The organism is Alishewanella maricola, assembly GCF_016343785.1.
GTDB classification, from domain to species: Bacteria; Pseudomonadota; Gammaproteobacteria; order Enterobacterales; family Alteromonadaceae; genus Alishewanella; species Alishewanella maricola.
The window spans coordinates 126670-153292 of sequence record NZ_JAEINI020000003.1; the positions used below are offsets into that span (position 1 = coordinate 126670).

Annotated in this window: 18 protein-coding genes; 12 read left to right on the plus strand and 6 right to left on the minus strand. The window is 46.9% G+C overall.

The window, feature by feature from the left end:
• Nucleotides 1-35 precede the first annotated feature (35 nt).
• A complete protein-coding gene (locus JAO78_RS06120) occupies nucleotides 36-2744 on the minus strand; it encodes a TonB-dependent receptor (protein WP_226750479.1) in 2709 nt (902 codons plus the stop codon).
• Between the two features lie 377 nt (nucleotides 2745-3121).
• Between JAO78_RS06120 and malQ the strand changes: the two genes are divergently transcribed.
• The gene (malQ, locus tag JAO78_RS06125; protein ID WP_226750480.1) at nucleotides 3122-5260 is read left to right on the plus strand and encodes a 4-alpha-glucanotransferase; all 2139 of its coding nucleotides are present in this window, start codon (nucleotides 3122-3124) and stop codon (nucleotides 5258-5260) included.
• 74 nt (nucleotides 5261-5334) lie between these two features.
• Here the strand turns inward: malQ and JAO78_RS06130 are convergent, their stop codons facing one another.
• Nucleotides 5335-7608: a CHRD domain-containing protein gene (locus JAO78_RS06130; protein WP_226750481.1), complete on the minus strand. Its 2274-nt coding sequence runs from the start codon at nucleotides 7606-7608 to the stop codon at nucleotides 5335-5337.
• A 938-nt stretch (nucleotides 7609-8546) separates the two neighbouring features.
• On the opposite strand from JAO78_RS06130, the gene JAO78_RS06135 reads away from it, so the two are divergent.
• A complete protein-coding gene (locus JAO78_RS06135; RefSeq protein ID WP_226750482.1) occupies nucleotides 8547-9845 on the plus strand; it encodes a cystathionine gamma-synthase family protein in 1299 nt (432 codons plus the stop codon).
• A gap of 89 nt (nucleotides 9846-9934) precedes the next feature.
• On the plus strand, nucleotides 9935-10447 hold the full coding sequence (locus JAO78_RS06140; RefSeq protein WP_226750483.1) for a SixA phosphatase family protein: 513 nt from the start codon (nucleotides 9935-9937) through the stop codon (nucleotides 10445-10447).
• Between the two features lie 219 nt (nucleotides 10448-10666).
• On the opposite strand, the gene JAO78_RS06145 is transcribed toward JAO78_RS06140, so the two are convergent.
• Nucleotides 10667-13087: an alpha/beta hydrolase family protein gene (locus JAO78_RS06145; RefSeq protein ID WP_226750484.1), complete on the minus strand. Its 2421-nt coding sequence runs from the start codon at nucleotides 13085-13087 to the stop codon at nucleotides 10667-10669.
• Nucleotides 13088-13331: 244 nt separating this feature from the next.
• On the opposite strand from JAO78_RS06145, the gene JAO78_RS06150 reads away from it, so the two are divergent.
• On the plus strand, nucleotides 13332-13907 hold the full coding sequence (locus JAO78_RS06150; protein ID WP_226750485.1) for a porin family protein: 576 nt from the start codon (nucleotides 13332-13334) through the stop codon (nucleotides 13905-13907).
• 106 nt (nucleotides 13908-14013) lie between these two features.
• On the opposite strand, the gene JAO78_RS06155 is transcribed toward JAO78_RS06150, so the two are convergent.
• Entirely contained in the window at nucleotides 14014-16074 is a 2061-nt protein-coding gene (locus JAO78_RS06155) for a M13 family metallopeptidase (RefSeq protein WP_226750486.1), read from the minus strand.
• Between the two features lie 203 nt (nucleotides 16075-16277).
• On the opposite strand from JAO78_RS06155, the gene JAO78_RS06160 reads away from it, so the two are divergent.
• The 4 genes from JAO78_RS06160 to argA all read left to right on the plus strand — a co-directional run bounded on the left by JAO78_RS06160 (nucleotide 16278) and on the right by argA (nucleotide 19931).
• Nucleotides 16278-16691: a DUF350 domain-containing protein gene (locus JAO78_RS06160; RefSeq protein WP_226750487.1), complete on the plus strand. Its 414-nt coding sequence runs from the start codon at nucleotides 16278-16280 to the stop codon at nucleotides 16689-16691.
• 10 nt (nucleotides 16692-16701) lie between these two features.
• A complete protein-coding gene (locus tag JAO78_RS06165; protein WP_226750488.1) occupies nucleotides 16702-17319 on the plus strand; it encodes a DUF1190 domain-containing protein in 618 nt (205 codons plus the stop codon).
• 1 nt (nucleotide 17320) lies between these two features.
• Nucleotides 17321-18472: a glutathionylspermidine synthase family protein gene (locus JAO78_RS06170; RefSeq protein WP_226750489.1), complete on the plus strand. Its 1152-nt coding sequence runs from the start codon at nucleotides 17321-17323 to the stop codon at nucleotides 18470-18472.
• A 139-nt stretch (nucleotides 18473-18611) separates the two neighbouring features.
• Nucleotides 18612-19931 carry an amino-acid N-acetyltransferase gene (argA, locus tag JAO78_RS06175; RefSeq protein ID WP_226750490.1) on the plus strand — a complete coding sequence of 440 codons (1320 nt, stop codon included), beginning with the start codon at nucleotides 18612-18614 and terminating at the stop codon, nucleotides 19929-19931.
• A gap of 13 nt (nucleotides 19932-19944) precedes the next feature.
• On the opposite strand, the gene proB is transcribed toward argA, so the two are convergent.
• On the minus strand, nucleotides 19945-21066 hold the full coding sequence (proB, locus tag JAO78_RS06180) for a glutamate 5-kinase (RefSeq protein ID WP_226750491.1): 1122 nt from the start codon (nucleotides 21064-21066) through the stop codon (nucleotides 19945-19947).
• A gap of 158 nt (nucleotides 21067-21224) precedes the next feature.
• Here proB and JAO78_RS06185 point away from each other — a divergent pair, with 158 nt between their 5' ends.
• On the plus strand, nucleotides 21225-21863 hold the full coding sequence (locus JAO78_RS06185) for a YiaD family glycine zipper/OmpA-like lipoprotein (protein WP_226750492.1): 639 nt from the start codon (nucleotides 21225-21227) through the stop codon (nucleotides 21861-21863).
• A 128-nt stretch (nucleotides 21864-21991) separates the two neighbouring features.
• On the opposite strand, the gene JAO78_RS06190 is transcribed toward JAO78_RS06185, so the two are convergent.
• Nucleotides 21992-22741 carry a LamG-like jellyroll fold domain-containing protein gene (locus JAO78_RS06190; RefSeq protein ID WP_226750493.1) on the minus strand — a complete coding sequence of 250 codons (750 nt, stop codon included), beginning with the start codon at nucleotides 22739-22741 and terminating at the stop codon, nucleotides 21992-21994.
• Nucleotides 22742-23198: 457 nt separating this feature from the next.
• Between JAO78_RS06190 and JAO78_RS06195 the strand changes: the two genes are divergently transcribed.
• The 3 genes from JAO78_RS06195 to JAO78_RS06205 all read left to right on the plus strand — a co-directional run bounded on the left by JAO78_RS06195 (nucleotide 23199) and on the right by JAO78_RS06205 (nucleotide 26572).
• Nucleotides 23199-24113: a tetratricopeptide repeat protein gene (locus tag JAO78_RS06195; RefSeq protein WP_226750494.1), complete on the plus strand. Its 915-nt coding sequence runs from the start codon at nucleotides 23199-23201 to the stop codon at nucleotides 24111-24113.
• 199 nt (nucleotides 24114-24312) lie between these two features.
• Nucleotides 24313-25920 carry a sensor histidine kinase gene (locus JAO78_RS06200; RefSeq protein WP_226750495.1) on the plus strand — a complete coding sequence of 536 codons (1608 nt, stop codon included), beginning with the start codon at nucleotides 24313-24315 and terminating at the stop codon, nucleotides 25918-25920.
• Complete coding sequence (locus JAO78_RS06205; protein ID WP_226750496.1) at nucleotides 25901-26572, plus strand: response regulator transcription factor; 672 nt, start codon at nucleotides 25901-25903, stop codon at nucleotides 26570-26572. The genes JAO78_RS06200 and JAO78_RS06205 overlap by 20 nt, the downstream gene beginning before the upstream one ends.
• Nucleotides 26573-26623: the final 51 nt, after the last annotated feature.

Consider the following 26623-nt stretch of genomic DNA (forward strand, 5'->3'; position numbering starts at 1 on the left):
ATAACAGCAGGGGCGGCTTAGTCAGTTAGACTTTATTAAAACTTATATGACACACCGGCCATAAATGAGCGACCGTAGCGCTGATACTCAATCACGCGACGCGTGTCATCACCTTCAACCCGCACAAAAGGTTCATCGGTAATGTTGTTTGCTTGCAGTAACAACGTCAGACCTTCATAGTCACCCGAGAAGCTGTAGCTTAACTGAGCATCTACGACAGTTTCTGCTTCAATCATCCGTAAGTTACGACCATTACCAAAGCCTGAGATTTCACCTAAGAAATCTGAACGATAACGGCTGCTGATCCGTGCAGAGAAGCCTTCGTTTTCGTAGTAGAACGTTAAGTTAGCCACTTTCTCTGATAAACCGGGTAACGGCGTAGCAGGATCATCGGGATTCGCTTTGATATTACTATCAGTCCAAGAACCGGTTAATACCGCACCGAAGTTGTCTAACGCTGGCGTTAACATGCCACCGCTAGCCGATAAGGTAAATTCTAAACCGTTGATCCGACCGCCTTGACCATTTTGTGGTGTCGTCACAATACCTTGGTTAATCACCGGTACTTCGCCACCTGATGGGAAACCGGTAAAGTCTTGGATCACGCGCTGATCATAGATGTAGCTTTCTAAATCTTTGTAGAAAGCAGCAATGGCCACATAACCATTACTGTTGTCGAAATACTGCTCGTAAGAGACATCCAGTGAATTAGCAATCCAAGGGCGTAAGGCAGGGTTACCACCACTAGCGCTCCAAGGTGAATTTTGCTCTGGCGTTGCTTGTGCGTTATTCAGTGCAGGGTTAAAGCCGAAATCTTGGCTCGCCCGCATCTGATCCATCCGCGCCCGCGCCATGGTCCGCGCTAAACCAACACGGACATATTTCGCCATACCTACTTCAAAATTCAGGTTTAAGCTAGGCAGTACTTCCCAGTATTTATCGCCACCGTCTAAACGGAAAGACGAGACGTTAATACCTGAGCCTGACGCCGCTAACGCGAAAGAAGATTGGTCAGTGTGCACTAATTGCGTACCCACATTACCGGTGACGGGGATTTCACCAATACGGCTGTTAATACCCACTTTGATATAACCGGTGATCACGTCTTCTTCTACGTTCCAATCTTTAATCAAAACGTCAGCATTGGGGTTACGCACTTTGACGAGCGCACCGGTATCAATCAACTCGCGCGGATCATAGCTCACCATGCCTGGAATACCGAAAGCGGCTAAGCTGGTTGTGCCGGCCACGTTCGGGATCGGCGCAGATAAGGCGCCATTAGGTAATGCCAGGAAGAACTCGTTAGCTTGCTTGTCTTTTTCACGGTTGCTGTAGTTAATACCGACTTCTAATGAATCGAAGTTTTCGCTTTCTAGCATGGTTTGTGCACTAAAACGCAGCTGATTCAAATCATCGGTAATACCAGGTGAGTTGAAATAACCTAACTGTCCGCCAGGGATAATATCGCCACCCCAACCTTGCGGGCTGGTGAGTAAAATTAAGCTGGGATCAGCATAGTTAAGCGTAGTGTTAAACACAGGGCCATTTGGGCCCATGGCGAAAGATAAATTATCTAAAGCGCCTGTTCCAGCAGGGCCAGTACCGGCATCTGATTCTAAAATTAAATCGGTACGGTCTAAGGATGAGTGACTAATATCTAACGTAGCATCCCAACGATCAGATAACTTGAACTCGTTTTTCCAACCCAACGAGAATAATTCACTTTCGCGGTAGTTGCCGTGGTTACGCACAATGCCTTTTACGCCAGTATAGCCACCTGAGGTCACTAAACCGTTTTCTACCGTTGCATTAACCAGTGGTGCGCCACCCCAAAATAAGGGTAACTCAATAAAGCTGGTGCGCTGCGTTTCATCAAACTGTGAGTAATAAAAATCAAGGGTGCTGCTGAATTTATCGCTAGGCTTGTATTCTAACACGCCGATAAAACCGTCGCGCTCTAATAAGTTAGAGTTTGCATACACTTTACCGCCGCCGATCACTTTATTGCCATCCGCTGTATCAGCATAACCCCATGCTTCAAAACGCTCGATTTGCACTGGGTTAGACATGTTGGCATAACCTAAGGCCACGCCAATGGTGTTATCGGCAAATTGGTCGATATAAGAGATGCTAAAACGTTGACCCGTGTCATCGGCACCGGCATTTAACGCATCAATTTGGCTCCATTCGTAACGCGCGTTCACCACTACCGTGGTTTCACCGTGTGTTAATGGGCTAACCAAACGCATATCCGCCGTACCGGCTAAACCTTGGCCCAGTAAAGCCGCGTCTGGCGTTTTATAAACGACCACGCCACTGAGTAATTCAGAGGGATACTGGTCGAACTCGACGCCGCGGTTGTCGCCTGAGCTCACTTGCTCACGGCCATTTAATAACGCGGTAGAGAAATCGGGTGCTAAACCACGGATACTGATGACCTGGCTGCGACCATTTAAACGCTGTGCCGTTAAACCGGGTAAGCGAGCTAATGATTCAGCAATACTGACGTCAGGTAACTTACCAATGTCTTCTGCAGAAACCGCTTCTACAATTGAACTATTGAACATCTTAATGTTCTGAGACTCTTGCAAGCTGCGGCGAAAACCACGTACTGAAATCACTTCAATCGCTTCTTCTTGCGCTTGAGCGGCTTGTGCCTCTGTCGCCTCTTGTGCCAACACCATTGAGCTGCTGCCCGCTGCCGCTAACGCCAATGTCAGCATACTGAGTTTAAATTTATTCATAACCCTACCTTCCCCGGTCTGTTGTTGTTTTATTGCTGCGAAATCCGTAAGCCTGCCCGTAAGTAATCAGTCTCGGTTTCGCCATGCTCATTTATTAAACTTATTCTGTCGTTCACTCAAGATGAATACGTATTCATAAGCAAAATTATGCCCAAATGCTGTGCATCGCAAGATAAGCTTGCACCTTGAATGCACAAAGCTAACATTGGTAGAGCTTTGTTTTTTATTGAAAAACACAGCGCGCCACGCAAAAAACACCGTTATCAAACAGAAGTTTGCACCAAAATGAACTGCATACGTATGCAGCATGTTCCCTAATGTCAGGGAGCTGTTTATGCTTGTGAGGGTAATATCTACACCAGACTAACAGGTGCTTTATGGAACAACTTCAACAGCTAGCCGATCTTGCCGGATTGCAACAAAGCTATGTGCATGCCAATGGTCACCCAGTGACCATTGCGCCAGAGGTGCAACAGGCCATCTTAAATGCCATGGGTTTTAACCTTTCAAATGAACAGGTTATTGCCGAGCAAGTTCAGCAAACTATTGCATCACGCTGGCAAGAGCCCATAGCGCCCGTTACGGTGGTCACCCAAGGCCAGCCACTACAAGTCAGACTCCAACTCGATGCACAGTACGCTAGCAGTTTGTGGCAATGGCAACTTAACTTAGAAGAGGGTGAAGTACGGCAAGGCGAAATTAGTCTTCAACCCAAAGATATTATTGAACAAGCCGTTTTAGCCGAGCAAAAAATGCTGGCCTTTATGCTGCAGTTACCCGACGATTTGCCACTGGGCTATCATCAATTACAATTGAGCGATGGTCATCATCACTGGCAGCAGCAGGTGATTGTCGCGCCAAGCCGCTGTTTTCAGTTACATGACAATGCCATCTTACACAAAACGATGGGCCCGGCTATTCAGTTATACGCTATTCGCTCGGCCCGCAATTGGGGGATCGGCGATTTCCTTGATCTTAAAAACATGGTGGCGCCGTTAGCGGCACTGGGTAACGACTTTATTGGTTTAAACCCATTGCATGCGCTTTACCCTATGTTGCCGCAAGATTGCAGCCCTTATAGCCCGAACAGTCGCTTGTGGCTCAATACGCAGTACGTTGCGCTTGAACACAGCGCCGAATTTCAACACTGTAGCGCTGCCCAACAGCTAGTGGCGTCAGCGGAGTTTCAGCAACAATTGGCCGCCTGTCGTGCCGCCAGTGATGTTGATTATGCCCAAGTTGCGGCATTAAAAGCCCCAGTGGCTAAATTGCTTTACCAGACTTTTAAGACCCAAGAGTTGGCCAAACAGAGTGCGCGAGCACAAGAATTTCAGCAATTTGTGCAGCAAGGCGGCGCATCGTTAAAACAAACTGCGCTATTCAAAGTGCTACAAGGTACGCTATTTTGGCAAGATCACGCGATGGCGGCTTGGCAAAACTTTCCACCGGAATATCAAAATCCGCAAAGCGATGCGGTGCAGCAGTTTGCCCAAGAGCATGCAGAACAAATTCATCAGCAATTGTATTTACAATGGCTAGCTCAACAGCAATTAGCCGAAGTAAAAGCTGAGTGTCAAAAGCAAGGTATGGCCATTGGTTTGTATTGTGATGTCGCGGTAGGCACCAGTCGCAGCAGTGCTGAAAGCTGGGCCGCGCCTGAAGATTTCTTACTGGATTTAAGTGTGGGTGCACCACCGGATATTATGGCCCCGAAAGGCCAAAACTGGGGTTTACTGGCTTATAACCCACACACCTTACGTCAAAAAGCGTATCAGCCATTTATTGAATTGATCCGTGCCAATATGCGAAATGCTGGCGCCTTGCGTCTTGATCATGTGATGGCACTGCTGCGTTTGTGGTGCTGTCCCTTAGGCGCGGATGCTACCGCAGGCGCCTATATTGGCATGCCCGCCACGGCGCTTTTTGCCATACTCGCATTAGAAAGCCAGCGTAATCATTGTGTGGTTATCGGCGAAGACTTAGGCACAGTGCCTGTTGCCATCAGCGAATTGATGCAGCGCTATCAGGTGTTGTCATATCGCGTGTTTATGTTAGAACAAAAACACGGCAGCTATGATTATCGTGATCAAACTTATCCGGCTCGTGCACTCGCCACCGTGACAACACATGATATGCCGACGCTAATTGGCTATTGGCAAGAGCATGATTTAGCGCTGCGGCATAAACTGGATTTATTTCCAAGCGCTGAGGTGGCCGCTAATTTGCAGCAACTGCGTAAAGATGAAAAACAGCTGTTACAGCAGCAGCTGCAATTACATGAGCCCGATGCCGCCGCCTTAGTAACGGCGTGTCATTTGTATGCAGCTGCTACACCGGCGCAGCTATTTGCCTATCAGTTAGAAGATTTGGTGTTGTTGGATACACCGGTTAATATTCCGGGCACCAGCACCGAATACCCCAATTGGCGTCGTAAATTGCCGAGCAATATTGAAGACATTTTAGCGCAAGCGGATGTCCAGCAATTATTACTCAAAATCAAACAGGCACGCGCCTAAAACGAAAAAACCCGATAGCTTACTTGCCATCGGGTTCTTTTATGCTTAATCGTCAGGTGACTGGTTAAGCCAACTTATTCAATTTGACCACGGATCTCGCCACTTGGGAAAGCTGGGGTATGAATGTTGACATAGTGCCCACCCGACGCCAATACGGCAAAAATCGCTGCATTCAGGTTAGTACCGGTGCTTGTCTGCCAACGATTCACATCCGCGGCATTTCGCTCAAGCGCAACAAGAACCGGACCATTACTCCCTCTGACACCTGTATGAATGTGCGCCATGGTGGCATCCGCAACGCCGCTCGTCAGCACTTGTAATTCCACATTAAAGTCTTGTAACCGCACTAAGGCATAACCATCACCTCGCGCCATTGTTGTCACTGCAGGTACTTCTTGCGCCCCAGACAGTGGGAACGTGACTAAAGCATAATCGCTAGCCCGAATGATTTGACCACGCAATTCACCACCTGGATTGGTTGGCGTATGAATATTCACGTAATGTCCGCCATCTGTTAACACCGCCAAAATGTCTGCGTTTATCACCGTATCCGCTGGCGTAGACCATTTACCTGCATTATCTGTAGCACGCTCCAGTGCAACCAAAACACCGCCATTTTGACCAATGCGACCAGTATGAATGTGTGCCATAGTGGCTGCATCTGCGTCTTGAGTTAAAGCAACCAACTCTAGATTAAAGTTGCTCGTATTCACTAAAGCATAACCCTGACCCGTTGCCGTTGTGGTTACCGCTGGCACTTCTTGCGCACCGCTGAGGTTAAACGTCGCTAATACAAAATTATCCGTTAAGATTTGCCCACGTAATTCGCCACCAGGATTAGCCGGCGTGTGTACATTGACATAGTGCCCACCTGAGGCCAGTACCGCAAAGATATCCGCATTGATCTCGGTTTCAGCAGGCGTAGACCATTTACCTAAGTTAGTTTGGTCTTGCTCAAGCGCCACTAACACTGGGCCGTTATTCCCCACGCGGCCAGTATGAATATGCGCCATCGTCGCGTCATTAACACCCTGTGTTACCGCAACCACTTCCACACTGTAATCTGTAGTATTGACTAACGCATAACCATCGCCCGAAGCGGTGGTAGTTACCCGCGGTACTTCTTGTGCGCCACTGAGTTTAAACGTAGCCAAAGCAAAATTGTCGGTTAAAATTTGACCGCGTAACTCACCGCTCGGATTCGCCGGTGTATGCACATTGACGTAATGACCACCTGAGGCCAACACAGCGAAAATATCAGCATCTATCTGGGTATCTTCTGGCGTCTTCCAGACACCAACAGCACCATCTGCTTGCTCTAACGCAACCAAGACACCACCATTATTGCCAACTCGACCCGTGTGAATGTGTGCCATAGTGGCATTATCAACGCCTTCAGTAACGGCTACCAGCTCTACACTGTAATCTGTGGTGTTAACTAACGCATAACCATCACCTGATGCTGATGTTGTTACCGCAGGCACTTCTTGCGCTCCACTCAAGGGGAAAGTAGCTAACACAAAGTTTTCCGTTAAAATTTGTCCACGCAATTCACCACTTGGGTTAGCAGGGGTATGCACATTGACATAGTGACCACCTGAGGCAAGCACTGCAAAGGTGGCTTCGTCTATAAGCGTATTATCCGCTAACACCCAAACACTCACATCATCGCTTAATTGTGTTAAGGGTGCTAGCACAGAACCATTCATACCAATACGGCCAGTATGGATGTGTGCCATGGTCGCATCGTCAACACCCGAGGTACGCACTGTCAAATTCACTTCGTAATCGGTTTGATCGACAGCCGCATAGGCATAACCCATTGCAGTAGTAGATACTGCGGGTACTTCTTGCGCACCTGATAATGGGAAGGTCACAATAACGGTTTGCGCATTGACAATTTGCCCACGAATTTCGCCATCTGGGTAGGCAGTGGTATGCACATTGATATACCAATCGCCATCTTTCAGATCCGTCATTAAATCTGCAGAAATGGTGGTCTCGGCTAATTGATATATCCCATCATTATTACCATCGGTGAAACTGAACGCGACGGGCCCATTTAAACCCAAATCACCATCATGAATATGCACAGCTTGCACATTGGCGACACTGGTTAAGTTTATCGATGCTCTGACTTGCATCAGGTTTTCATCAATTTCAACAGTACCCGTTGCCATTGCGGTAGACGGCGTGCGTGGCACTTGTTGATCGCCAGAAAGTTCGGCATTAAAGGTTTGTGATACGGTGAATACCGGTGGTGGTGGGACTTCAACTTTATCATTGTCGTTATCATTACAGCCCATTAGCAGTAACCCAATGACACTGAAACAAATCAGCTTTTTCATATGTGGATCCTTAACCGTTATAAGCCAAAACACGCCGTTTTTGGCAAGAGGGAATCTCTATACATCTAAGGTTGCATATGGTGTAACGTAAGGAAGGCGAAAAAGGATCGTTAATTGTGGTTATTATTTAAGCGCAAAGTTTGCCTAATCCTTAATTAATCGGCTACAGGCTAAAGACGACAAGCCCTTAAGGCATTACTTGCCATTAAAAATAATTCAGCTCAGCACTTAAGCTGCGCAACAAAAAATCAGGGATAAACATGAAACAGGCGCATCAAAATGCTTCAGAATTTTGACTTTGCTGAAATCCTCGCGGGTTTAATTCCGCTTATAGGTAAAACTGGCGCGATCAAAAAAAAAGCGTGGTTGCCCCGCCCATTGCTCCCAACTTTGCTGCTTTTGATAGCGTTGCTGTAGTTCTTCAACAAAGGGCTGCTATAGCTCACTTTCTTTCGAGTTCACATATTTAATTAACTCCTGCCCAAAACGCCATTGGGCAAACATTGCTAAGCTGCTAATAATCAACAAGCTTAAACCGAGCAGTGTTAATAACAGTTTATTTGGATCTTCATGGCGCTTACAAGCTAATTAAAGGCGTAACTTTATTGCAGAGTAGCAGCAAATAATGTGCATTAATGCGTTATTTCATTAGTCGGCACCATTACCCCTATACCTGCTAGCCCACTTTCAGCGCTATGCTGACTCAAGCGGCAACGCCTTAGCGCTTGACGGATGGTTTTCAAGCCGCTTAGCTAGTAAAACCCTTATTGATACTGCTAAAGTGCAGCTTCATTGACGCGCTGCAGGTATCACAAATACTGCGCAAGAAAGCATAGCCTTGCGCTAACGCAACTTTTACCCTGCCGGCCGCGCTGACTGATCGTGCAATAAAACCTTCACGGTCGGCCGCTTACTACATCATAAAAAGAGAAACAACCATGGCTAACGACGGCAACTACAAAAAAAAGAAAATTGGCGAACATACTTTAAAACCTGAAACTATGATGATGTCTTATGGTTATAACCCACAGTTTTCCGAGGGTTCCGTTAAGCCACCGGTGTTTTTGACCTCGACTTTTGCTTATCAGACCCCGGAAGAAGGCGAAGAGTTTTTTCATATCATGGCCGGGCGCAAACCGGCTCCAGCAGGTAGTGTCGGCGGCTTAATTTATAGCCGTTTTAACCACCCTAATGTTGAGATCATTGAAGATCGTTTGTCGTTATTTGAAGGGTCAGAAAGCGCGGTGGTTTGCTCAAGCGGCATGGGTGCGATCAGCGCCATCTTACTGGCCTACCTGCGCCCAGGTGATGTGATCGTACAAAGCGCCCCACTGTATGGCGGCACTGAAACCTTGATCCGTAAGTTTCTGCCAGAATTTAATATTCATACTGGGGAATTTCATAATGGCTTAGACGAAATGGGGATGCTAAGTTCACTAAGGGCCGCCGCGCAAAAAGGCCGCTTGGCGATGGTGTTTGTCGAATCACCCGCCAACCCAACCAACACATTGGTTGATTTTGCCGCGTTAAACCGTGTACTCGACATCATCAAAACGGAAACGGGTCATCGGCCGATCAGTGTGTGTGATAACACGTTAATGGGCCCCGTATTTCAGCAAGCTGTGCCACAAGGCATTGATATGGCGATGTACTCACTGACCAAATATGTGGGCGGCCACAGCGATTTAGTCGCGGGTGCGGTGTGTGGCAGCCGCGATATATTGCGCCCAGTACGGGCTATTCGCGGGGCCATTGGTCTTAACCTCGATCCACACACCAGCTGGATGATTTCACGCTCATTAGAAACCTTAAGTATTCGGATGGAACGTGCTGCTGCCAGTGGGCGTAAAGTGGCAGAATGGCTGGCGAATAATCCTTATAAGCCAGCCAAAGTGCTGCATCCAGACTTGATTACTGACGCGGCTTATCAGGCGGTCTATCAACGGCAGTGCTCTGGCCCCAGCTCAACCTTTTCTTTTGTTATGGACATAGCAAAAGCCGATGCGTTTCGTTTAATCAATAACCTGTCGATTTTTAAATCGGCGGTCAGTCTCGGTGGTAGCGAAAGTTTAGTGTGCCACCCAGGCAGCACCACACACTCTGGTGTGCCAGCCGAGCTGCGCGATCGTTTTGGCATCAGCAACGGGCTGATCCGTTTATCGATTGGCTTAGAACACCCAGACGATTTAATTGCCGATTTGGACCATGCGTTCGCCGCCACTTTTGGTACGAACTAACCACAGCATGCGGTCGGGGGCATCAACCGCCACCGACCGCGCAACCTCGATGCGTTGCACCTAGCAACGATTTTAAAGCGGAATTATTCATGTTGAAGTTATCTCAGGCTCTGGCCATCTGCAGCAGTATGTTTTGCTTATGGCTGCCACAAGTTAATGCCCAGACCTTATATCTGGTGCGGCATGCCGAAAAACTCAGTGGTGCCGATCCGACACTCTCGGCGTGTGGCCAAGCCAGAGCCGAGGCACTGGCCGAGTATTTCCAAGCCATCCCATTGCAAGCAGTCTATGCCACGCCCTATCAACGTACGCAACAAACAGCCGCCGCGGTAGCAAAGCGCCAGCACTTAACCGTAACAAGTTACCATCCAGCCGCACCTGAGCAGTTAAAACAACAGCTGAGTAGTGCAAACCACACGGTATTAATCGTTGGCCACAGCAACACCGTGCCGGCTTTAGTCAAACTGTTTAGTGAGATCGACGTTGCACCGCTGACGGAACAAGATTACGCCATGCTGTACCAAATCGACTTAAGCGGGCAGCCGACCGTATTACTGCGCAAACAACAGTTTCGTTGCCAACCAGACACAGCCGCTGATTAACACATTACACAGCGTCATTGCTTAATAGTGATTAGTTGAGTGTTGAGTGTTGAGTGTTGAGTGTTGAGTGTTGAGCATGACTTGGATTAATTACCTGCAGTGTTCTTTCCAAAAAAAACATCAAATACTGTACTCTTCAACCTGTAAAACAAAAACCGCCGGTAGCCTTAGGTTACCAGCGGTTTTATTATAACTTAATAAAATACAGCCGTTTAGCCGTTATTTTTGGCTGGCGGGCTCAGCGTTTTTTACAAATTCATCTAACCAGGCTGTGGTTTCCCACAGCATATGTAAGATTGACTCGCGCGCACGGTAGCCATGAGACTCAAGCGGCAGCATCACTAAACGGGTGGTGCCGCCATTACCTTTGATGGCTTGGTATAAACGCTCACTTTGTAGCGGGAAAGTGCCTGAGTTGTTATCGTCTGTACCATGGATCATCAGTAACGGTGTTTTGATTTTTTGCGCATGGAAAAACGGAGACATCCGGCTGTATAGCTCAGGATCATCCCACAAGGTGCGCTGCTCACGCTGAAAACCAAACGGTGTTAAACTGCGGTTATAAGCACCACTACGCGCAATACCGGCTTTAAATAAGTTGGTGTGCGCCAACAAATTCGCGGTCATAAAGGCACCGTAAGAATGCCCCCCTACTGCTACGCGATTAGCATCCGTTACGCCCAGCTTTACACCGGCCGCAATCGCGGCTTCGGCGTTCATGACCAATTGCTTGATAAAAGTATCATTTGGCTCTTGCTCACCCTCACCAACGATCGGCATGGTAGCATTGTCCATCACCGCATAACCTTGCGTTGCTAAGAACTGTGGCGTCCAGTAACTGATGCGGTTAAACCGATAAGGTGAATCACTGACTTGGCCTGCTGCTGCGGCACTTCTAAACTCGCGTGGATAAGCCCAAATTACCGTGGGTAAGGCGCCATCACGCGCTTTATCGTAACCGGCTGGCAGTAATAAGGTTGCCGACATCGGCACACCATCGGCACGTTGATAATTAATTAACTCGCGACTAATACCCTGAGTATGCGGCATCGGATGTGCAGTTTGTGTTAACGCCGTGAGCTCACCATTTTGCAAGTCACGCAGGTAAAAATCGGGTGGCACATCGCTTGACTCACGCTGGGTCAATAATTTGCCTGACGCAAGTAAGGTGTACGGATATTCATAGAAAGGCGCTTCTGAGCGCCATAAGCGGCTGGTTTCACCACTGCTCAGTTGGCGTTTATCTATAAATGGTCGGTTACCTTCTGTAGAGGCACCAATACCGGTTAAATAAATCGCGCCATCTTCTATGCGTAATAAACTTTGGCCATTAGCAGCAGTGGTCATTAACGGTGTACCAGGATCGTTATAACGATCTTCAGATGAACGCTCCCACATTAATTGCGCTGGCTGTTTTGGCGCTAAATACCACACTTTTTCGTTGCGATCTTGCCACCAACGCTCCGACACCATCAAGCTACCATCAGCGCCCGCGCGCAAATTAGCAAAGCGATAACTTAAATCTAGCAGCTTTTCAGCGGGTTGCGTAAAGGGGGCTGGCAGTTGGAATAACTGATCGCGCACTGTGGCCGTATTGGCCGGATCACCACCATCTGCCGCTTCCGCCCAATAGAGGGTAGCCGCATGATCGGCACGCCAGCCGATATCACGCCGCCCCGTTGGCACCGCATCAAAGGCAATAGGTAAATTATCGGCAACCGGTTGCTGCACCACGTTATAAACTAACTTACCCGTGGCATCCCATACTTCGGCAGTATAGCCAAAACGAAATACCGGTACAGCATAGGAAAACGGCTGTTCTAAACGATTGACTAAAATAAACTTATTATCAGGAGACACTTCAACACCGCGAAATAACTGCGGCTTGCCAATGGCGGCAACTTTGTTGTTAAGACCAATTTTCACTAATTGACTGGTGAAGTAATGGCTAAACAAGGCTTCATCATGTTTATCTTTCAGTAAATCTTGATAAGTCCGCGCTGGCGCGGTGCGACCACGCGCTTCTGTTACTATAGGGCCAGTAGGCACTTTACTCGCTAGTGGCTCGGCCCCCCGTTTTGCCGGCACACTGCTGGCGAAAATCGCTTTGCTATCAGCTGACCACTGTAAAGCCCCACCCCAGATCGCATTAATGGGTGTTTTACTCCACTGGGTGGCTTTCGCTTTAGCAATATCAACCCGCCATAAGGTCGCTATGCTGTCATCTAACTGAATAAACGCGAAATAACGACTGTCGGGCGACCAGCTTAAATTCACCGCTTTTAAGTTTTTCGGTAAACCACTGATTGCACGGCTTTGCTGGTTAGCTAAATCAATAAGTTGTAACGACGAAACATAGCGTGGTTGCGCTGGGCCATTATTCGCCGGGTTAAAACGGACGCCCGCCAAACGGTAATCGGGTGCAGCTAAATCGGCAATACTGGGTAACGCAGGAAAAGCCGTGCTTAGCAATGTACGCCCATCAGGGCTTAAACTGGCACTGGGTGCCGGTGCGGCATCGACAATATCAATAATTTCTTGGCTAGGTTGTTGATAATTAATATCAACGGCTGTGGCAAGCGCATAGCTACCATAAGCAAGCGCAGCCCCCAGCAGCAGAGTACGTAATAAGCTGTTCATGTTGTTTTCCTAATAATTTATCAACTTCTTTTTAGCATGTTCTAGCACAGGCTGCTGTCAGTTTCGACCATCTAGGGTAAAGCTGAGATAAATGCACAAAACAGCGTTAAATCTTCATCATTTTTATGAACGGTAGATGAATGAAAAATGTTATTAAAATAAACCATATATGTAAAATCATTCAGATTATATTCAGGCGTTGCGGCAGATAGTAAGGGCGTATAACAACCCACAAGGAAAGACCATGTTAAATAAAATTTTAGCCATTGCCCTGGCAAGCAGTTTAGTGACGCCCGTTTTCGCAGCCGACTCACCTTTTTATATCGGTGGCCAAATCAGTAATACCACCTTAAAAGAATCTGCGGCTGGTTTTAGCGATGATTTTGATTTTACGGTATTAAGCGCCATCGCTGGTTATCAATTCACGCCTTTTTTTGCCACAGAATTACGCTTAGGTAAGGGCGTTAACGGTGAAAGCTTTCAAGATATCGGCTATTCCGAAAAACTGGACGTAAGCCAACAAACCGCAGTGTTAATGAAAGGCAGCGTACCCATTACCGACGCATTTTCTCTGTATGGTGTTGCCGGTTATGCTGCCAGTAAGTTCACTTACAAAGAACGCGACGGCGATTTCTATTACTCTGATTCAGAAACCGTAGACGGTTTAACTTGGGGTGTTGGCGCGGGGGTGAAATTTACTCAGAACTTATCTGCAACCGTAGAATATTTACAAATGCCAAGTGAAAAGTTTAACGACGATGGCTTTGGCTACAAGCTAAAAAGTCATAACCTGAGCTTAGGTGTCATTTATCAGTTTTAATTGCAGCGCTTACTAAAAATCCGGTTTGCTCTTCAGCAAGAATGCAGCAAGCAAACCGGATGTTATAAAACATGGCACTAAGGGCCTAGACCCTTAGTGACCACCACTACCAAATTTTCACGCGCACATCTTCTTCACGATACATACCGTCACCCGGTTTGATATCGAAGGCTTCGTAAAACTCTGGCATATTCGACAGTACACCTAACACGCGGTACATGCCTGGCGAATGCGGGCCAGTGATCACTTGCTGGCGCAAGGCTTCATCACGGAATTTAATGCGCCACACTTGCGCCCAACCAATAAAGAAGCGCTGATCAGGAGTAAAACCGGCAATGGTTTGCTGTGGTTTATCTTTAGTGGCGGCCTTATATGCTTTATAGGCCACGGTTAACCCGCCTAAGTCCGCGATGTTCTCACCTAAACCCAAAGCACCTTGCAAGGTTAAGTTATCAATAGGATTAAACGCATTGTATTGATCAATCATCCGCTGCGCGCGCTCGCTAAATTGCTTCGCATCGCTGGGAGTCCACCAATCACGCAAGTTTCCGTCACCATCAGAACGGCGACCTTGATCATCAAAACCGTGCGTAAATTCATGGCCAATAACACCACCAATGGCGCCATAGTTAATGGCGTCATCCGCAGCTACATTAAAAAAGGGCGGCTGCAAAATAGCGGCAGGGAAAACGATTTCATTCATGGTAGAGCTGTAATAGGCATTCACGGTTTGCGGTGTCATGCCCCATTCATCACGATTCACTGGCTGCCCTAAACGCGCCACCATGCGTTGGTATTCACACTCGCTGCTGCGGCGTAAATTGCCAATTAGATCATTGGCGTCAATTGTTAAACAGTCATAATCGCGCCAAACATCAGGATAACCAATTTTCGTATTAAACTTGGCTAATTTGGCCTGCGCTTCCACCTTAGTCGGTTCGCTCATCCATTCTAACTCAGCAATGGCGACCTTAAATGAACCGCGTAGGTTTTCGATCATCTCGTCCATACGCGCTTTGGCTTCTGCTTTGAAGTAGCGACCGACATATTGCTTACCAACCATAAAGCCTAAGCTGCTGTCCACCACACCCACTGCACGTTTTTCTCGGCTGCGCTGCTCTTGTAAACCACTGAGTGTTTTACCGTAAAATTCAAAGCTCGCTTGCACAAAAGGCTCACTTAAATTACTGGCATTACTGCGAAGTAAATGAAATTTTAAGTAGGTTTGCCACTGTGCCACTGGCACATCACCCTGCATTTTGGCGAACGCCGTAAAATAAGATGGCTGACGTACCACAACTTCATTCACCTTATCCAGCTCGGCGGCAGCCATAAAACGCGACCAATCAAAGCCCGGTGCCACTTGTTGTAACTCGGCTAAAGTGTATTTGTTATAAGTGGCGTTACGATCACGATTTTGAATACGGCTCCACTGTGCTTCTGCCAATTGGGTTTCTAACGCAATAATTTGCGCCGCAGCTTGCGCTGGATTATCCCAGCCGGCCAACTGCCACAAGGTTTGAATAAAGTCACTATATTGGCTTAACAGTTTTTTAGAGCGCTCATCATCTTTGATGTAGTAATCGCGATCAGGTAAACCTAAACCCCCTTGGCTAGCACCTGTAATATATTGATCAGATTGACGTTGATCCTGACCAACATAAACAGACACCGGTGTCCCGAAACGGTAACGCTGTAACTCGCCCCATAACTCGGCAAGATCTTGGTGTGTGCGTAACTGTTCAATACGCACAATGTCGCCCCGCAACGGATTTAACCCCAAGACGTTAATTAATGGCTCATTTAAATAAGAAGAGTATAAATCAGCAATCTTTTGCGCATCAGAGCCTTTAGCATGTTCACCCGCCGCCAGCTCGCGGATAATCTCTAACACTTGTTTTTCGGCATTTTCACGCAGTTCATCAAAGCTACCCCAACGTGAACGATCACCAGGAATGTCGGTACTGTTTAACCAGTTACCATTAACAAAACGGAAAAAGTCTTGCTGAGGCGCTACCGTTTGGTCAAAGTTTTTTAACTCAAAACCGGCTTTCTGTTCTTGCATCGCCAGTGTTTGCGCGGTTTGTTCCACGGTCGGCTGACTGCTACAGGCCGCTAGTCCCAACGCGGCAGCAATGCCCAGCGCCAGTAAAGAAAGTTTTTTCATCATAGTTCCTTGGTTTTTTGTTTTATTGTTTTAAAACGACTTGTCGAGTGTAGAAAAAGTCAGCAAAGCCTGTCCAATAAACAGGATATTAGCCCTGCCGGCTGCGATAAACTTCGGTAGTTTTTACCTTGATACGGTTTTACTTGAATTACGCCGCAAATTTCCGCAGGATCAGTGCATCATTTAGGTAATAGGACCTTACTATGTTAGATACAGCGTTAAGCTCATTAACCGGTTTACCCTCTTTTTTGGCTTACTTTGCTTTGGCCATTGTTTCTTTACTGTTGTTTATTCGCTTATATAGCTGGGTAACACCGCATGATGAGTTTGGTTTAATTCGAGCGAATAATCCTGCAGCCGCAGTGGCCTTTGCCGGCGCATTAATTGGTTTTGCATTGCCACTGTCTAGCGCCATTACCCATTCATTGTCATTGTTAGATTGTGCCATCTGGGGTGCAGTGGCCTTGCTAGTGCAAGTGCTAACCTTTTTTGTTAGCCAGTTGGCCTTAAAACAACTACCAGAACGTATCACCAAAGGCGATATCGCTGCAGGGATTTTTTCTGCAGGCTGTTCAATCAGCGTCGGTATGTTAAATGCCGCCTGTATGAGTTACTAAGGAGCAGATCATGCCAAAAACCACATGTAAACGTAGCCGCAAAGCGGCGCTCATTTTTATGGTGCCCGCCGCCACCTTGTTACTACAAGGCTGTGGCCAAGAAAAAACGGTAGAAGCTCAGGTTTACAATACACCAGATGAGTGTGCTGCTTTTTATAATCCACCGGCTCAATGCCAAGCTGCGTTTGAAGAAGCCGCCGCATTGCATCCGCAAGTGGCTCCTCGTTATGCCAATAAACAAGAGTGTGAGGCTGACTTTGGTACGGGCAGTTGCGAAACCGCACCGCAACAACAAAGTGCTCAAGGCAGTTTTTTTATGCCCATGATGATGGGCTTTATGGCCGGACAAATGCTCAATCGCGGTGGTATGGGTGCACAAGCGCCACAACAAAGCAGTGCAGCGGCGCGCAACAGTGTGCCGACGCAACCGTTGTACAAATCACGGGATGATCGCAGTACTTTTCGCACTGCAAGCAATGCACCGGTAGCTAGCCAATCTGGCCCAACACAGGTTCGGCCATCGGCCGTGCAGCCTAAACCTGCCAGCTTAGCGCGTCGTGGTGGCTTTGGCTCACAAGCGCAGCAACGCGCTACTGCCGCACAGCGCAGCAGCAGTTACGGCGGTTAACATGAAACGCATCCCCATAGCACCGCGCCCAGGTTGGCAAGATTTCGCTGAAAGTGTGGGCTTTGATTTTCATACCATAGATGGCGAAGTCTACTGGGATGAATCGGCTTATTATCAATTCAGCTTGGCGCAAATTGAGCAAGACTTAGAAGCGCCAACCGAAGAGCTGCATCAAATGGCGTTGGATCTGATCCCCGACATTTTGCAAAACGAACAACAGCTTACCCAGCTCGCTGTACCTGAGCGCTTTTGGGATGCGGTGCGTGATAGCTGGAATAATGCTGAACCTCATTTATACGGTCGCCTCGACTTTGCTTACAACGGCCAAGGCCCAGCTAAACTGTTAGAGTTAAATTACGATACCCCAACGTCTTTATATGAAACGGGCTTTTTTCAGTGGGTATGGCTAGAAGATCAGCAGATGAGGGGTGTGCTACCCGCCAATGCCGATCAATTTAACTCCTTGCAAGATAAGTTAGAGCAAGCCTTTGCCGAATTACCCTTACCCCAACCGTTTTATTTTAGTAGTGTGACGCAAAGTATCGAAGATAAAGGCACCGTCGATTATCTGATGGATATTGCGCTGCAAAGCGGCCTAGACAGCCGCTATATTCAATTAGAACAACTGGGTGATATTGACGGCCAGTTAGTCGATTTAGCCGGTTTCCCGATCCAAGGGTTGTTTAAACTATACCCGTGGGAATTTATGCTGCAAGAAGAGTTTGCCGCGACCTTACTGACTACAGAAACGCGTTTCTTAGAACCTCTGTGGAAAACCTTGTTATCTAACAAAGGTATCTTGCCACTGTTGTGGCAAAAATATCAGGGCCATCCTAATTTATTACCGTCATTTTTTGATGACGGTAAAAAGCCATTAACACCCGGCTGGGTACGTAAACCCTTATTCTCCCGTGAAGGTGCCAATATCGAAATGAACACTCCGGATGGACAAAGCTTGTTTGAACCCGGCCCATATAACGATAATGGCTATATTCGACAAGCCTTTGCACCTTTACCCCGTTTTGGTGAACACTTTACTTTAATTGGTAGCTGGGTGGTCGGTGATATGGCCGCAGGTATTGGCATCCGTGAGGATAACAGCCTCATCACTAAAGATAGTTCTCGATTTGTACCGCATATCATCCTAGATTAAAGAATAATTATTCACTTATTGTGGATATAAAGTCACTTTAATGCTATGTTGCCTGCGTTATTTCCGTTCAAGTCTGGCAGTTTATGCCAATAGCTGCCAGACTTAACCTTAAATGTTAACCAAAGGATCTTCATCGCCCGTGCGCACTACTGAACTTGTCAGCGGTTTCCGCCAATCTGCCCCTTATGTGAATGCCCACCGCGGTAAAACCTTTGTCATCATGCTCGGTGGCGAAGCGATTATGCAATCGGGTATCCGCAGTATCGTTAACGATATTGCCTTGTTAAATAGCCTCGGTATTAAAATCGTTCTAGTGTATGGCGCTAGGCCGCAGATCAATCAGGCCTTGCAACAAGCCGGCTTAGAGCCACAATACCATAATCGCGTGCGCGTCACTGACGACGAATCCTTTCGACTGATTAAACAAGTCGCCGGTGCCTTACAATTAGATATTACCGCTCGCTTATCGATGAGTTTGAGCAATACGCCCATGCAAGGCGCACAAATTAACGTGGTGAGTGGTAACTTCGTTATTGCGCAGCCGCTAGGCGTTGACGAAGGTGTCGATTATTTCCACAGTGGTAAAGTAAGACGCATTGATACCAACGGTATTCGTCGGCAATTAGACAACAACGGTATCGTACTGATGGGACCCATTGCGGCGTCTGTCACCGGGGAAAGTTTTAATCTGACCGCCGAAGAAATTGCCACGCAGGTCGCGATCCGTTTAAAAGCCGATAAGATGATTGGCTTTAACGAAGCAGGGGGCATTACTGACGAAGATGGGCAAATTACCGCCGAATTAATGCCAAACCGTGCTGAAGAAATTATGCAGCGATTAGCGGCAGACAGTGATGCTTGTGTAGGTACGGTAGCTTTTTTAAATGCCGCCATTACGGCGTGTCGAGCGGGCGTACCACGCTGTCACTTGGTTTGTTACAACGAAGATGGCTCAATCTTACAAGAATTGTTCTCACGTGATGGTATCGGTACGCAAGTGGTTACCGAATCCGCAGAAAAACTCCGGCGCGCGGCGATCAGCGATATCGGTGGTATCCTTGATTTAATCCGGCCGTTAGAGCAGCAAGGCCTGTTGGTGCGTCGCTCACGCGAGCAATTAGAAATGGAAATTGAACATTTCACTCTGATCGAACGTGACGGTTTAGTCATTGGTTGTGCAGCGCTGTATCCGTTTCCTGAAGATAACGTCGGCGAGTTTGCCTGTTTAGCCGTGCATCCTGACTATCGCGATGCTGACCGTGGCAGCATCTTGTTAAAAAGCGTGATCCAGCAAGCACGGCAGCGCAAGTATGACCGGTTATTTGCCTTAACCACACGCAGCATTCACTGGTTTTTGGAGCAAGGCTTCCAGTTGGTGACTGTCGATGACTTACCTAGTCAGAAAAAGCAGCTGTATAATTACCAGCGCCGCTCAAAAATTTTAGCGCTCGATTTTTAAAACTCCACGCCAGCTAAGCTGGCGTTGTTGTTTCAAACAGGGCTAAATCATCTCGATGCACGGCCACTTCACTTGGGCAATACCCTAACAAGCTGGCAATCTGCTGGCTTTTCGCACCACGAATTTTGGCCAGTTCTAAAGCACTGTACTGACTGATCCCCTGCGCCAAGGTAAGCCCCGCCTCTGTTTGCAGCAATACTGCATCACCCTTATCAAAACTTCCTTCTGTCGCCGTAATGCCCGAGGGCAGTAATGATGCGCCGCGCTGTTGTAACGCCTGAGCAGCACCCGCATCAACCACAATACTTCCCTGCGGTTTTAAGTTGTGCCGCAACCAATGTTTCTTGGCGCTGATGCGCTCTTGTTGCCGCTGAAACAAAGTACCACAGTGCCGATCGGCTAATAACTCATCAAAGGTGGTAGCCTTTTGTCCATTAATAATCAGCGTATCAATACCGGCCTTAGTGGCTTTATCTGCCGCTTGAATTTTCGTTGCCATACCGCCCGTGCCAATGGCATGGTGGCTGCCGCCCGCCATCGCATAAATAGCGGGAGTTATATGCTCAACTAAGGGAATAAGCTTGGCCTCTGGTGTAGTACGCGGATTGGCATTAAACAAACCGTCAATATCAGAGCAAATTAATAAGGCATCAGCATCGGCTAAAATCGCAACCATCGCGGCGAGATTATCGTTATCGCCCACTTTTAATTCCGCTGTGGCTACCGTGTCGTTTTCATTGACTATCGGCAGCACCTGATTTGCTAACAAAGTGCGCAAGGTGTTATCGATATTCAGATAACGGCGCCGATCTTTTAAATCATCGTGGGTCAGTAAAACCTGCGCACAATCAAAATCAAAAAGCTGTGCCCAGCAAGCCATCATACGGCTTTGCCCTACTGCCGCCATCGCTTGTTTAATGTTAATCGGCAAAGGTAACTGCTTAAAACTAATCGCATTGCGCCCAGCAGCGACACTGCCTGATGAAACCAGCACCACTTCAGTACCCGCAGCGCGACACTCGGCAATAAAGCGCGCAATCGACAATAAATAGCGTGTTGAACAGCCGTCTGTCGAAGGTGCAATTAAAGCACTACCCACTTTTAACACTATACGTTTCCAACCTCGAACGGGCATATCCTGCATCCTTAACGCTCATTTAACTTGCTTAGCTTAAAGTTTGGAAGTCTATATGTCTATTGCTATTTATCTGCTAACACTTATACCAATTCAGCCATGATTCAGCCGCTAGGCCTAAGCTTAGCCTTAATTACCTTGCTTCACGGAGTAACACCATGAATTTAAAAGTCACTACCGCCTTAATGATGTCAGCCAGCTTAGTCTTAGCCGGTTGTGCAACCACAGAAAATCAAAAAACTGCGCGCGGTGCCGCTATTGGCGCCGTTGTTGGTGCCGTTGCGGGTAAAGCTACGGGTAACCATAAAGACAAGCGCATCGTAATTGGTGCTGCCGTAGGCGCCTTAGCCGGTGCTGCCGTTGGTAGTTACATGGATAAGCAAGAAAAAGCCCTGCGCGAAGAGCTCAGTGGCTCAGGCGTTAAAGTGATCCGCAATGGCGATAAACTAATGCTGGATATCCCGGCTCAGCTGACCTTCGAAATTAACCGCTCAGACGTGCGTGCCAGCTTATACCCTGTATTAAATGATATCGCCAAAGTATTGCGCGATTATCCTAAAACCATGTTAGTGATTGCTGGCCACACCGATGATACCGGTACACGCCAATACAACATGACGTTATCTACCGCCCGTGCTGATGCCGTGAAAAATTACCTAGTGGCGCAAAGTGTGCAGTCGATACGTTTAGAAACCATTGGTTATGGCCCGGATTACCCTGCTTTACCGAATAATTCAGATGCCAATCGTGCAGCAAACCGCCGTGTCGAAATTCATATTGAACCAGTAGTTGAATAAACTACAAGCCTTAAACAAAAACGCAGCCTAAAGGCTGCGTTTACTATTTTAATATTATACCCATGCACTTTTAGCTTTAATTAACTCAACGCTAAAAGCAGACTTAAAGTAAAATGGATACCAGCGAATTATTTCTTACCTAATCTTGTTCTAACCGCCATGATTAATCCAAAACCAAACAGTAATAATGTTGCAGGTGCCGGCACGGCAACAGTGTCAGAAACAGTGCTAGCACCGGGTCCTGTACGATATAAGCCAGCAACTGCTTCCGCACTTAGCAAGCTATCATTCCATATTTGAATATTATCAATGTAACCTGTGTAGCTTTCTGTTGTTGCTCTGTTAATACCCACTCTGAAATTTTGTAACCCGCCTGGGTTATAACCAATGTTTTGAACGAAAGCACCATTAAAATATAAGCGGGCATTACTACCACTAAATTTTTGCACAACGATATGCTGCCAATCATTCGCAACTGCAGCACCAATAGTTGAGTTAGCACCGTTAGCAGAGATCAGTCTATAATCGCCATCAAAGCTGTCTATTTGCCAAGAGTTAGCATTGGTAGGGCCGGCTAAATTTGAAAATATTCCTTTAAATTGGCCTTGGTTTGCTTGCTCAGTGAAAAGCCATAGAGACAAAGTCCAATCCGTTAAACCGCCTGGCCCGGTTACGTTTAAATAATTTGCACCGTTACCATCAGAGAAATAAGCTTGTTTAGAAAAGTCCGCTGCGCCAACTGTAGCTAAATTGTAAGCGGATGAAGCAGTGTTGTTGGCAGCATTTCCGTTAAAATCATAAGCGGCAATAAGGCCTGCTGACGCTTGTGTAGAAATGGCCGCCATTGCTGCCAATGCTAATAACCGAACAAATTTCATAATGCTTATCCCTAAATTAAAACTATCATTATTGTTAAGTAAAAATGCTTAATAATACAAAAGCATTAATTAATGCAAAAAAAGTGCCAAAAATTAAATCGTTGATTTAATTAAATTTAAAAAATTATCGATATGCAACTTGTAAAAAATCCTGACATTTACAAAATAGCCAAAATGCTTTTGGCCGGGGGGAAACGCTTACCTATTAATAATAAAAATAATCAGTAAGCTCGGCTTTTGTTCGCTTGGCTAACCATAGCGGAGACAACAAAGAGTTACTCAGCGTGATTAGCTAAAATGTGTTGTCTTAACATCAACTGCTTTAAAATATATTACTAAACACTTTCTTTGTGATAAGAAGCTTAGCTATTCATGTTGTATATTTGACGATATGCCGCCAAGCAGCCATAGTGGCGGTATTACATTCAGCATTCATTTTCAATGGCAGTAACGTTTTATGCGCTTATCTCTGGTCATTTTACTATTTACAGCTTTTAGCATCAGCGCTTCAGAAAACCTGAGTGACCACGAAGCGTTTTGTCAGCAAGACAACACGATAAGCTGTGAGCACTACCTGCAACAGCAACTTACTGCAACAACCCCCTTCAGCAATAACTGGTATCGGATAAAAGCCTACCAACTCAATTATTTGTTTGACAAACAGCAATTTTTACAATTGCAACATGAAGCAGGACATTTATTAACGCAGCAAGCCATGCCGGATGTGTTTCAAGTACAGCTGTATTTTTACTATGCTAAGGCGCTGTTTTATTTTAAAAAAACCGATGAAGCAAAAATCTATGCTGCCAAAGCAGTGGCTATCTTAAAGGAGGTTTACACCGCTTTTGGTAACCCACTGCGAATAGTCGAGTTGGCCAACCTGCAATACTCTTTAGGCGAACTTGATCAGGCAGAGCAACTCCTGCGTTTTGCTCAATCGCATTATTCTAAAAGTATCGATCCTTTGTTCTTATTCGAACTTAATTCTAATTTGGCGCATATCAGCCATCAGCGTGATGATTTAGCGTCCGCAGCGGCTTACCGTGCCGACGCATTAGCGGCTGCCATTACGCTTGGACATACTGGCAAAATAATTATCGGAATGGGCAATCTGGCCCGCACACAACAACTACTAGGCCAGTTAGCGGCGGCAGATCAGCTCTACCAAGATTCGCTTAAGTATACCGCCGAGCCAGAGCACCAAGTGCAACATCACATCCATCTGCTGCGACTTCTAGAGATAAACCTAGAGCTCAAACGTCCAGCGCAGGCTTACAGCTACTTTCAGCAAATCGAGCCAGCAGTACTGGGCAGTTTTCATCAACAACTGTATCAGCAACTCGCCACTCGCTTGGCGCAAACCGCTGAATAATACAGCATGCATCGCTGCTTAATGTTGTAAAGAAAAACGTAGCACTCTATTTTTGCTTAGCTAAGTGCCACAACCCCTAATCACAGCATTAGAATAGTTTGCTTGACCGATTTACGAACAATGTTAACGTTATTTTCATGCTTAAGTACTTTTAACTGCCTATACTGCGCTCATGTTCCGCTCTAAATAAATTAGGTCTATGTACCAACGCAAACTGATTGTCTCGCTTTGTATTTTATTAACAGTGGTACTGCTGCAGTCTGGCATCAGCTTTTGGGCGCACCAAAATTCTGAATTTCATACAGAGCGTAACCGTATTGCCAATCAAATGTTGGCGGAGTTTTTTTCGCTGCGTGCGGATAAGCAGCGGCTAAAAGTGTGGTTGGCAGAATATCTGCTCACTGAAAATGCCAATACGGGTTTTCGTGACACCTTGTCATCCCGTATGCAAGAACAATTAACAGATCTAGACCAACTGGCTATTCGCGATCAACTATACAGTACCAGTGAAGCCGATTTACAACATACCATGGCGCAAGTGAAAGTGATTTCACTGCTGCAAAGCAATCTACAAACCTTAGAGCGGGCGCTAAAAACACAGGAAATAGCGCTGTATAACGATGATGCCGAACGTTGGCGTACTTTAATCGCCCTGTTTGACACCTTTCAAGACACCGATTTGGCTGAACTGCTGCAACAGGCGATCTTGCAACAAAAACAACGTGCTGAGCTCACCGAGCAAGATGCGCTAAACGCACTGCTGTTAGTCAAACGCGCTATTGCAGCGATCAGTGTCATTGCCATTTTGCTCACCTTATGGCTGGCGATATATCTGTCACGGGCGTTAAGCCGCCCTTTGCAAAATTTGCTAAGCGGCACGCAACAATTGCAGCAAGGGCATTTTTCACACCGCATCCATGAAAGTGGCTCGACAGAGTTTGCTGAACTCGCCCGGCAATTTAATCTGATGTCGGGCTATATTTTTGCTTACGCCGAACAAGAAAAGAAAACCCAACAAGCCACCGAGCAACTGGTGCAAACCCGCACCAGTGAGTTGCAAAATGCTTTAACGCAGTTGCATCATGCTGAACAGCGACAAAAACAGCTGTTAACCGACATTAGCCATGAATTACGCACGCCGGCCACCAGCATTCAGGGTGAAGCTGAAATTAGCTTACGCGGTAAAGACAAGGATATTGCTGAATATAAGGAAGCATTCAGCCGTATCCTCGCGGCCAGCAACCAACTGAATCAACGCATTGATGATTTATTATTTTTGGCTAGAGGTGAAGACCGTCTGGTACAGGTTAGCCTTAAACCTTTGCTTACCAGCACTTTTATGGGCATGGCATTGAATATCATTAAGCAACATCTGAATAGCCGTTTTGAACTGAAGCATTGCCTCGTGCCTAGCCTACCTGAAGATCAATGGTTACTGCTCGACGTTGAAAAGTTTGCGGTGGTATTGCGTATTATTACCGACAATGCCCAACATTATTCACGCCAACATACCTGCCTGAAACTGGCGTTTAGCGCTGATCAAAACGAGCTTCGACTGCAACTGACAGACCAAGGTATTGGCCTACAACCGGCAGATAGGCAACAGCTGTTTCAACGACATTACCGCAGTGCAGCAGCACGGCAGGCGCGTCCAGATGGCTTGGGTGTGGGCTTATGTATCGCTAAAGCCATTGTGGAAGCCCATGACGGCAGCATCCGCCTTGATAATAATGCCGCTAATGGCTGCACGGTAACGATTAGCCTCCCTCACTTTTATGGAACTGAACATGAAAATACTGATCGTTGAAGACGATGAAAAAGTGGGGAGTTTTTTATCCCGAGGGCTGAAAGCCGAAGGTTACTTGACCTTATTACTGGACTCCGGCGCAGGTATTTTTGACGTGTTAAGCCAATTTGAGCCCGACGTTATCGTCTTAGACCGCATGCTCCCACAAACAGACGGTATAACCTTGTGTCAGCAATTACGCAGCCAAAAAGTCAGTGCCCGTATTCTTATTTTATCCGCACTGTCTGAAGTGGACGAACGTGTTAAAGGGTTGCGCGCCGGTGCAGATGATTACCTGGGCAAACCCTTTCATTTTGAAGAACTTCTGGCGCGTATTGAAGCATTAGGTAATCGCATGGCCGCAGGCGAACGCACCAGGCAACTAACAGTAGCCGACTTGCAGCTCAATTTAGATAGCATGACCGCGCAGCGTGCCGGCACCACTCTGACGTTAACCGCCAAAGAGCTCGGCATACTGGAACTGTTAATGAGTAACAGTGGCAAAGTGTATAGCCGCGAGCGCATCCTGACCAATGTGTGGGGCCTAAATGAAGATCCCCTGACCAACATTGTTGATGTGTATATGGCGAGGCTACGGAAAAAAATTGACGATCCTTACCCAATTAAATTGCTCCACACCCGGCGTGGCTTGGGTTACTGCCTGCAAGAATGATTGACTGCGCGACAAGGCATTACGTTTGTCACGTTTTTTCGGAGACTTTTC

Coding starts and splice junctions, on each gene's coding strand:
- JAO78_RS06190 (WP_226750493.1), bottom strand. CDS start 22,741: ATGAAATTTGTTCGGTTATTAGCATTGGCAGCAATGGCGGCCATTTCT.
- JAO78_RS06185 (WP_226750492.1), top strand. CDS start 21,225: ATGAATTTAAAAGTCACTACCGCCTTAATGATGTCAGCCAGCTTAGTC.
- JAO78_RS06120 (WP_226750479.1), bottom strand. CDS start 2,744: ATGAATAAATTTAAACTCAGTATGCTGACATTGGCGTTAGCGGCAGCG.
- proB (WP_226750491.1), bottom strand. CDS start 21,066: ATGCCCGTTCGAGGTTGGAAACGTATAGTGTTAAAAGTGGGTAGTGCT.
- JAO78_RS06205 (WP_226750496.1), top strand. CDS start 25,901: ATGAAAATACTGATCGTTGAAGACGATGAAAAAGTGGGGAGTTTTTTA.
- JAO78_RS06140 (WP_226750483.1), top strand. CDS start 9,935: ATGTTGAAGTTATCTCAGGCTCTGGCCATCTGCAGCAGTATGTTTTGC.
- JAO78_RS06150 (WP_226750485.1), top strand. CDS start 13,332: ATGTTAAATAAAATTTTAGCCATTGCCCTGGCAAGCAGTTTAGTGACG.
- JAO78_RS06170 (WP_226750489.1), top strand. CDS start 17,321: ATGAAACGCATCCCCATAGCACCGCGCCCAGGTTGGCAAGATTTCGCT.
- JAO78_RS06155 (WP_226750486.1), bottom strand. CDS start 16,074: ATGAAAAAACTTTCTTTACTGGCGCTGGGCATTGCTGCCGCGTTGGGA.
- JAO78_RS06160 (WP_226750487.1), top strand. CDS start 16,278: ATGTTAGATACAGCGTTAAGCTCATTAACCGGTTTACCCTCTTTTTTG.
- JAO78_RS06145 (WP_226750484.1), bottom strand. CDS start 13,087: ATGAACAGCTTATTACGTACTCTGCTGCTGGGGGCTGCGCTTGCTTAT.
- malQ (WP_226750480.1), top strand. CDS start 3,122: ATGGAACAACTTCAACAGCTAGCCGATCTTGCCGGATTGCAACAAAGC.
- JAO78_RS06165 (WP_226750488.1), top strand. CDS start 16,702: ATGCCAAAAACCACATGTAAACGTAGCCGCAAAGCGGCGCTCATTTTT.
- JAO78_RS06195 (WP_226750494.1), top strand. CDS start 23,199: ATGCGCTTATCTCTGGTCATTTTACTATTTACAGCTTTTAGCATCAGC.
- JAO78_RS06130 (WP_226750481.1), bottom strand. CDS start 7,608: ATGAAAAAGCTGATTTGTTTCAGTGTCATTGGGTTACTGCTAATGGGC.
- JAO78_RS06135 (WP_226750482.1), top strand. CDS start 8,547: ATGGCTAACGACGGCAACTACAAAAAAAAGAAAATTGGCGAACATACT.
- JAO78_RS06200 (WP_226750495.1), top strand. CDS start 24,313: ATGTACCAACGCAAACTGATTGTCTCGCTTTGTATTTTATTAACAGTG.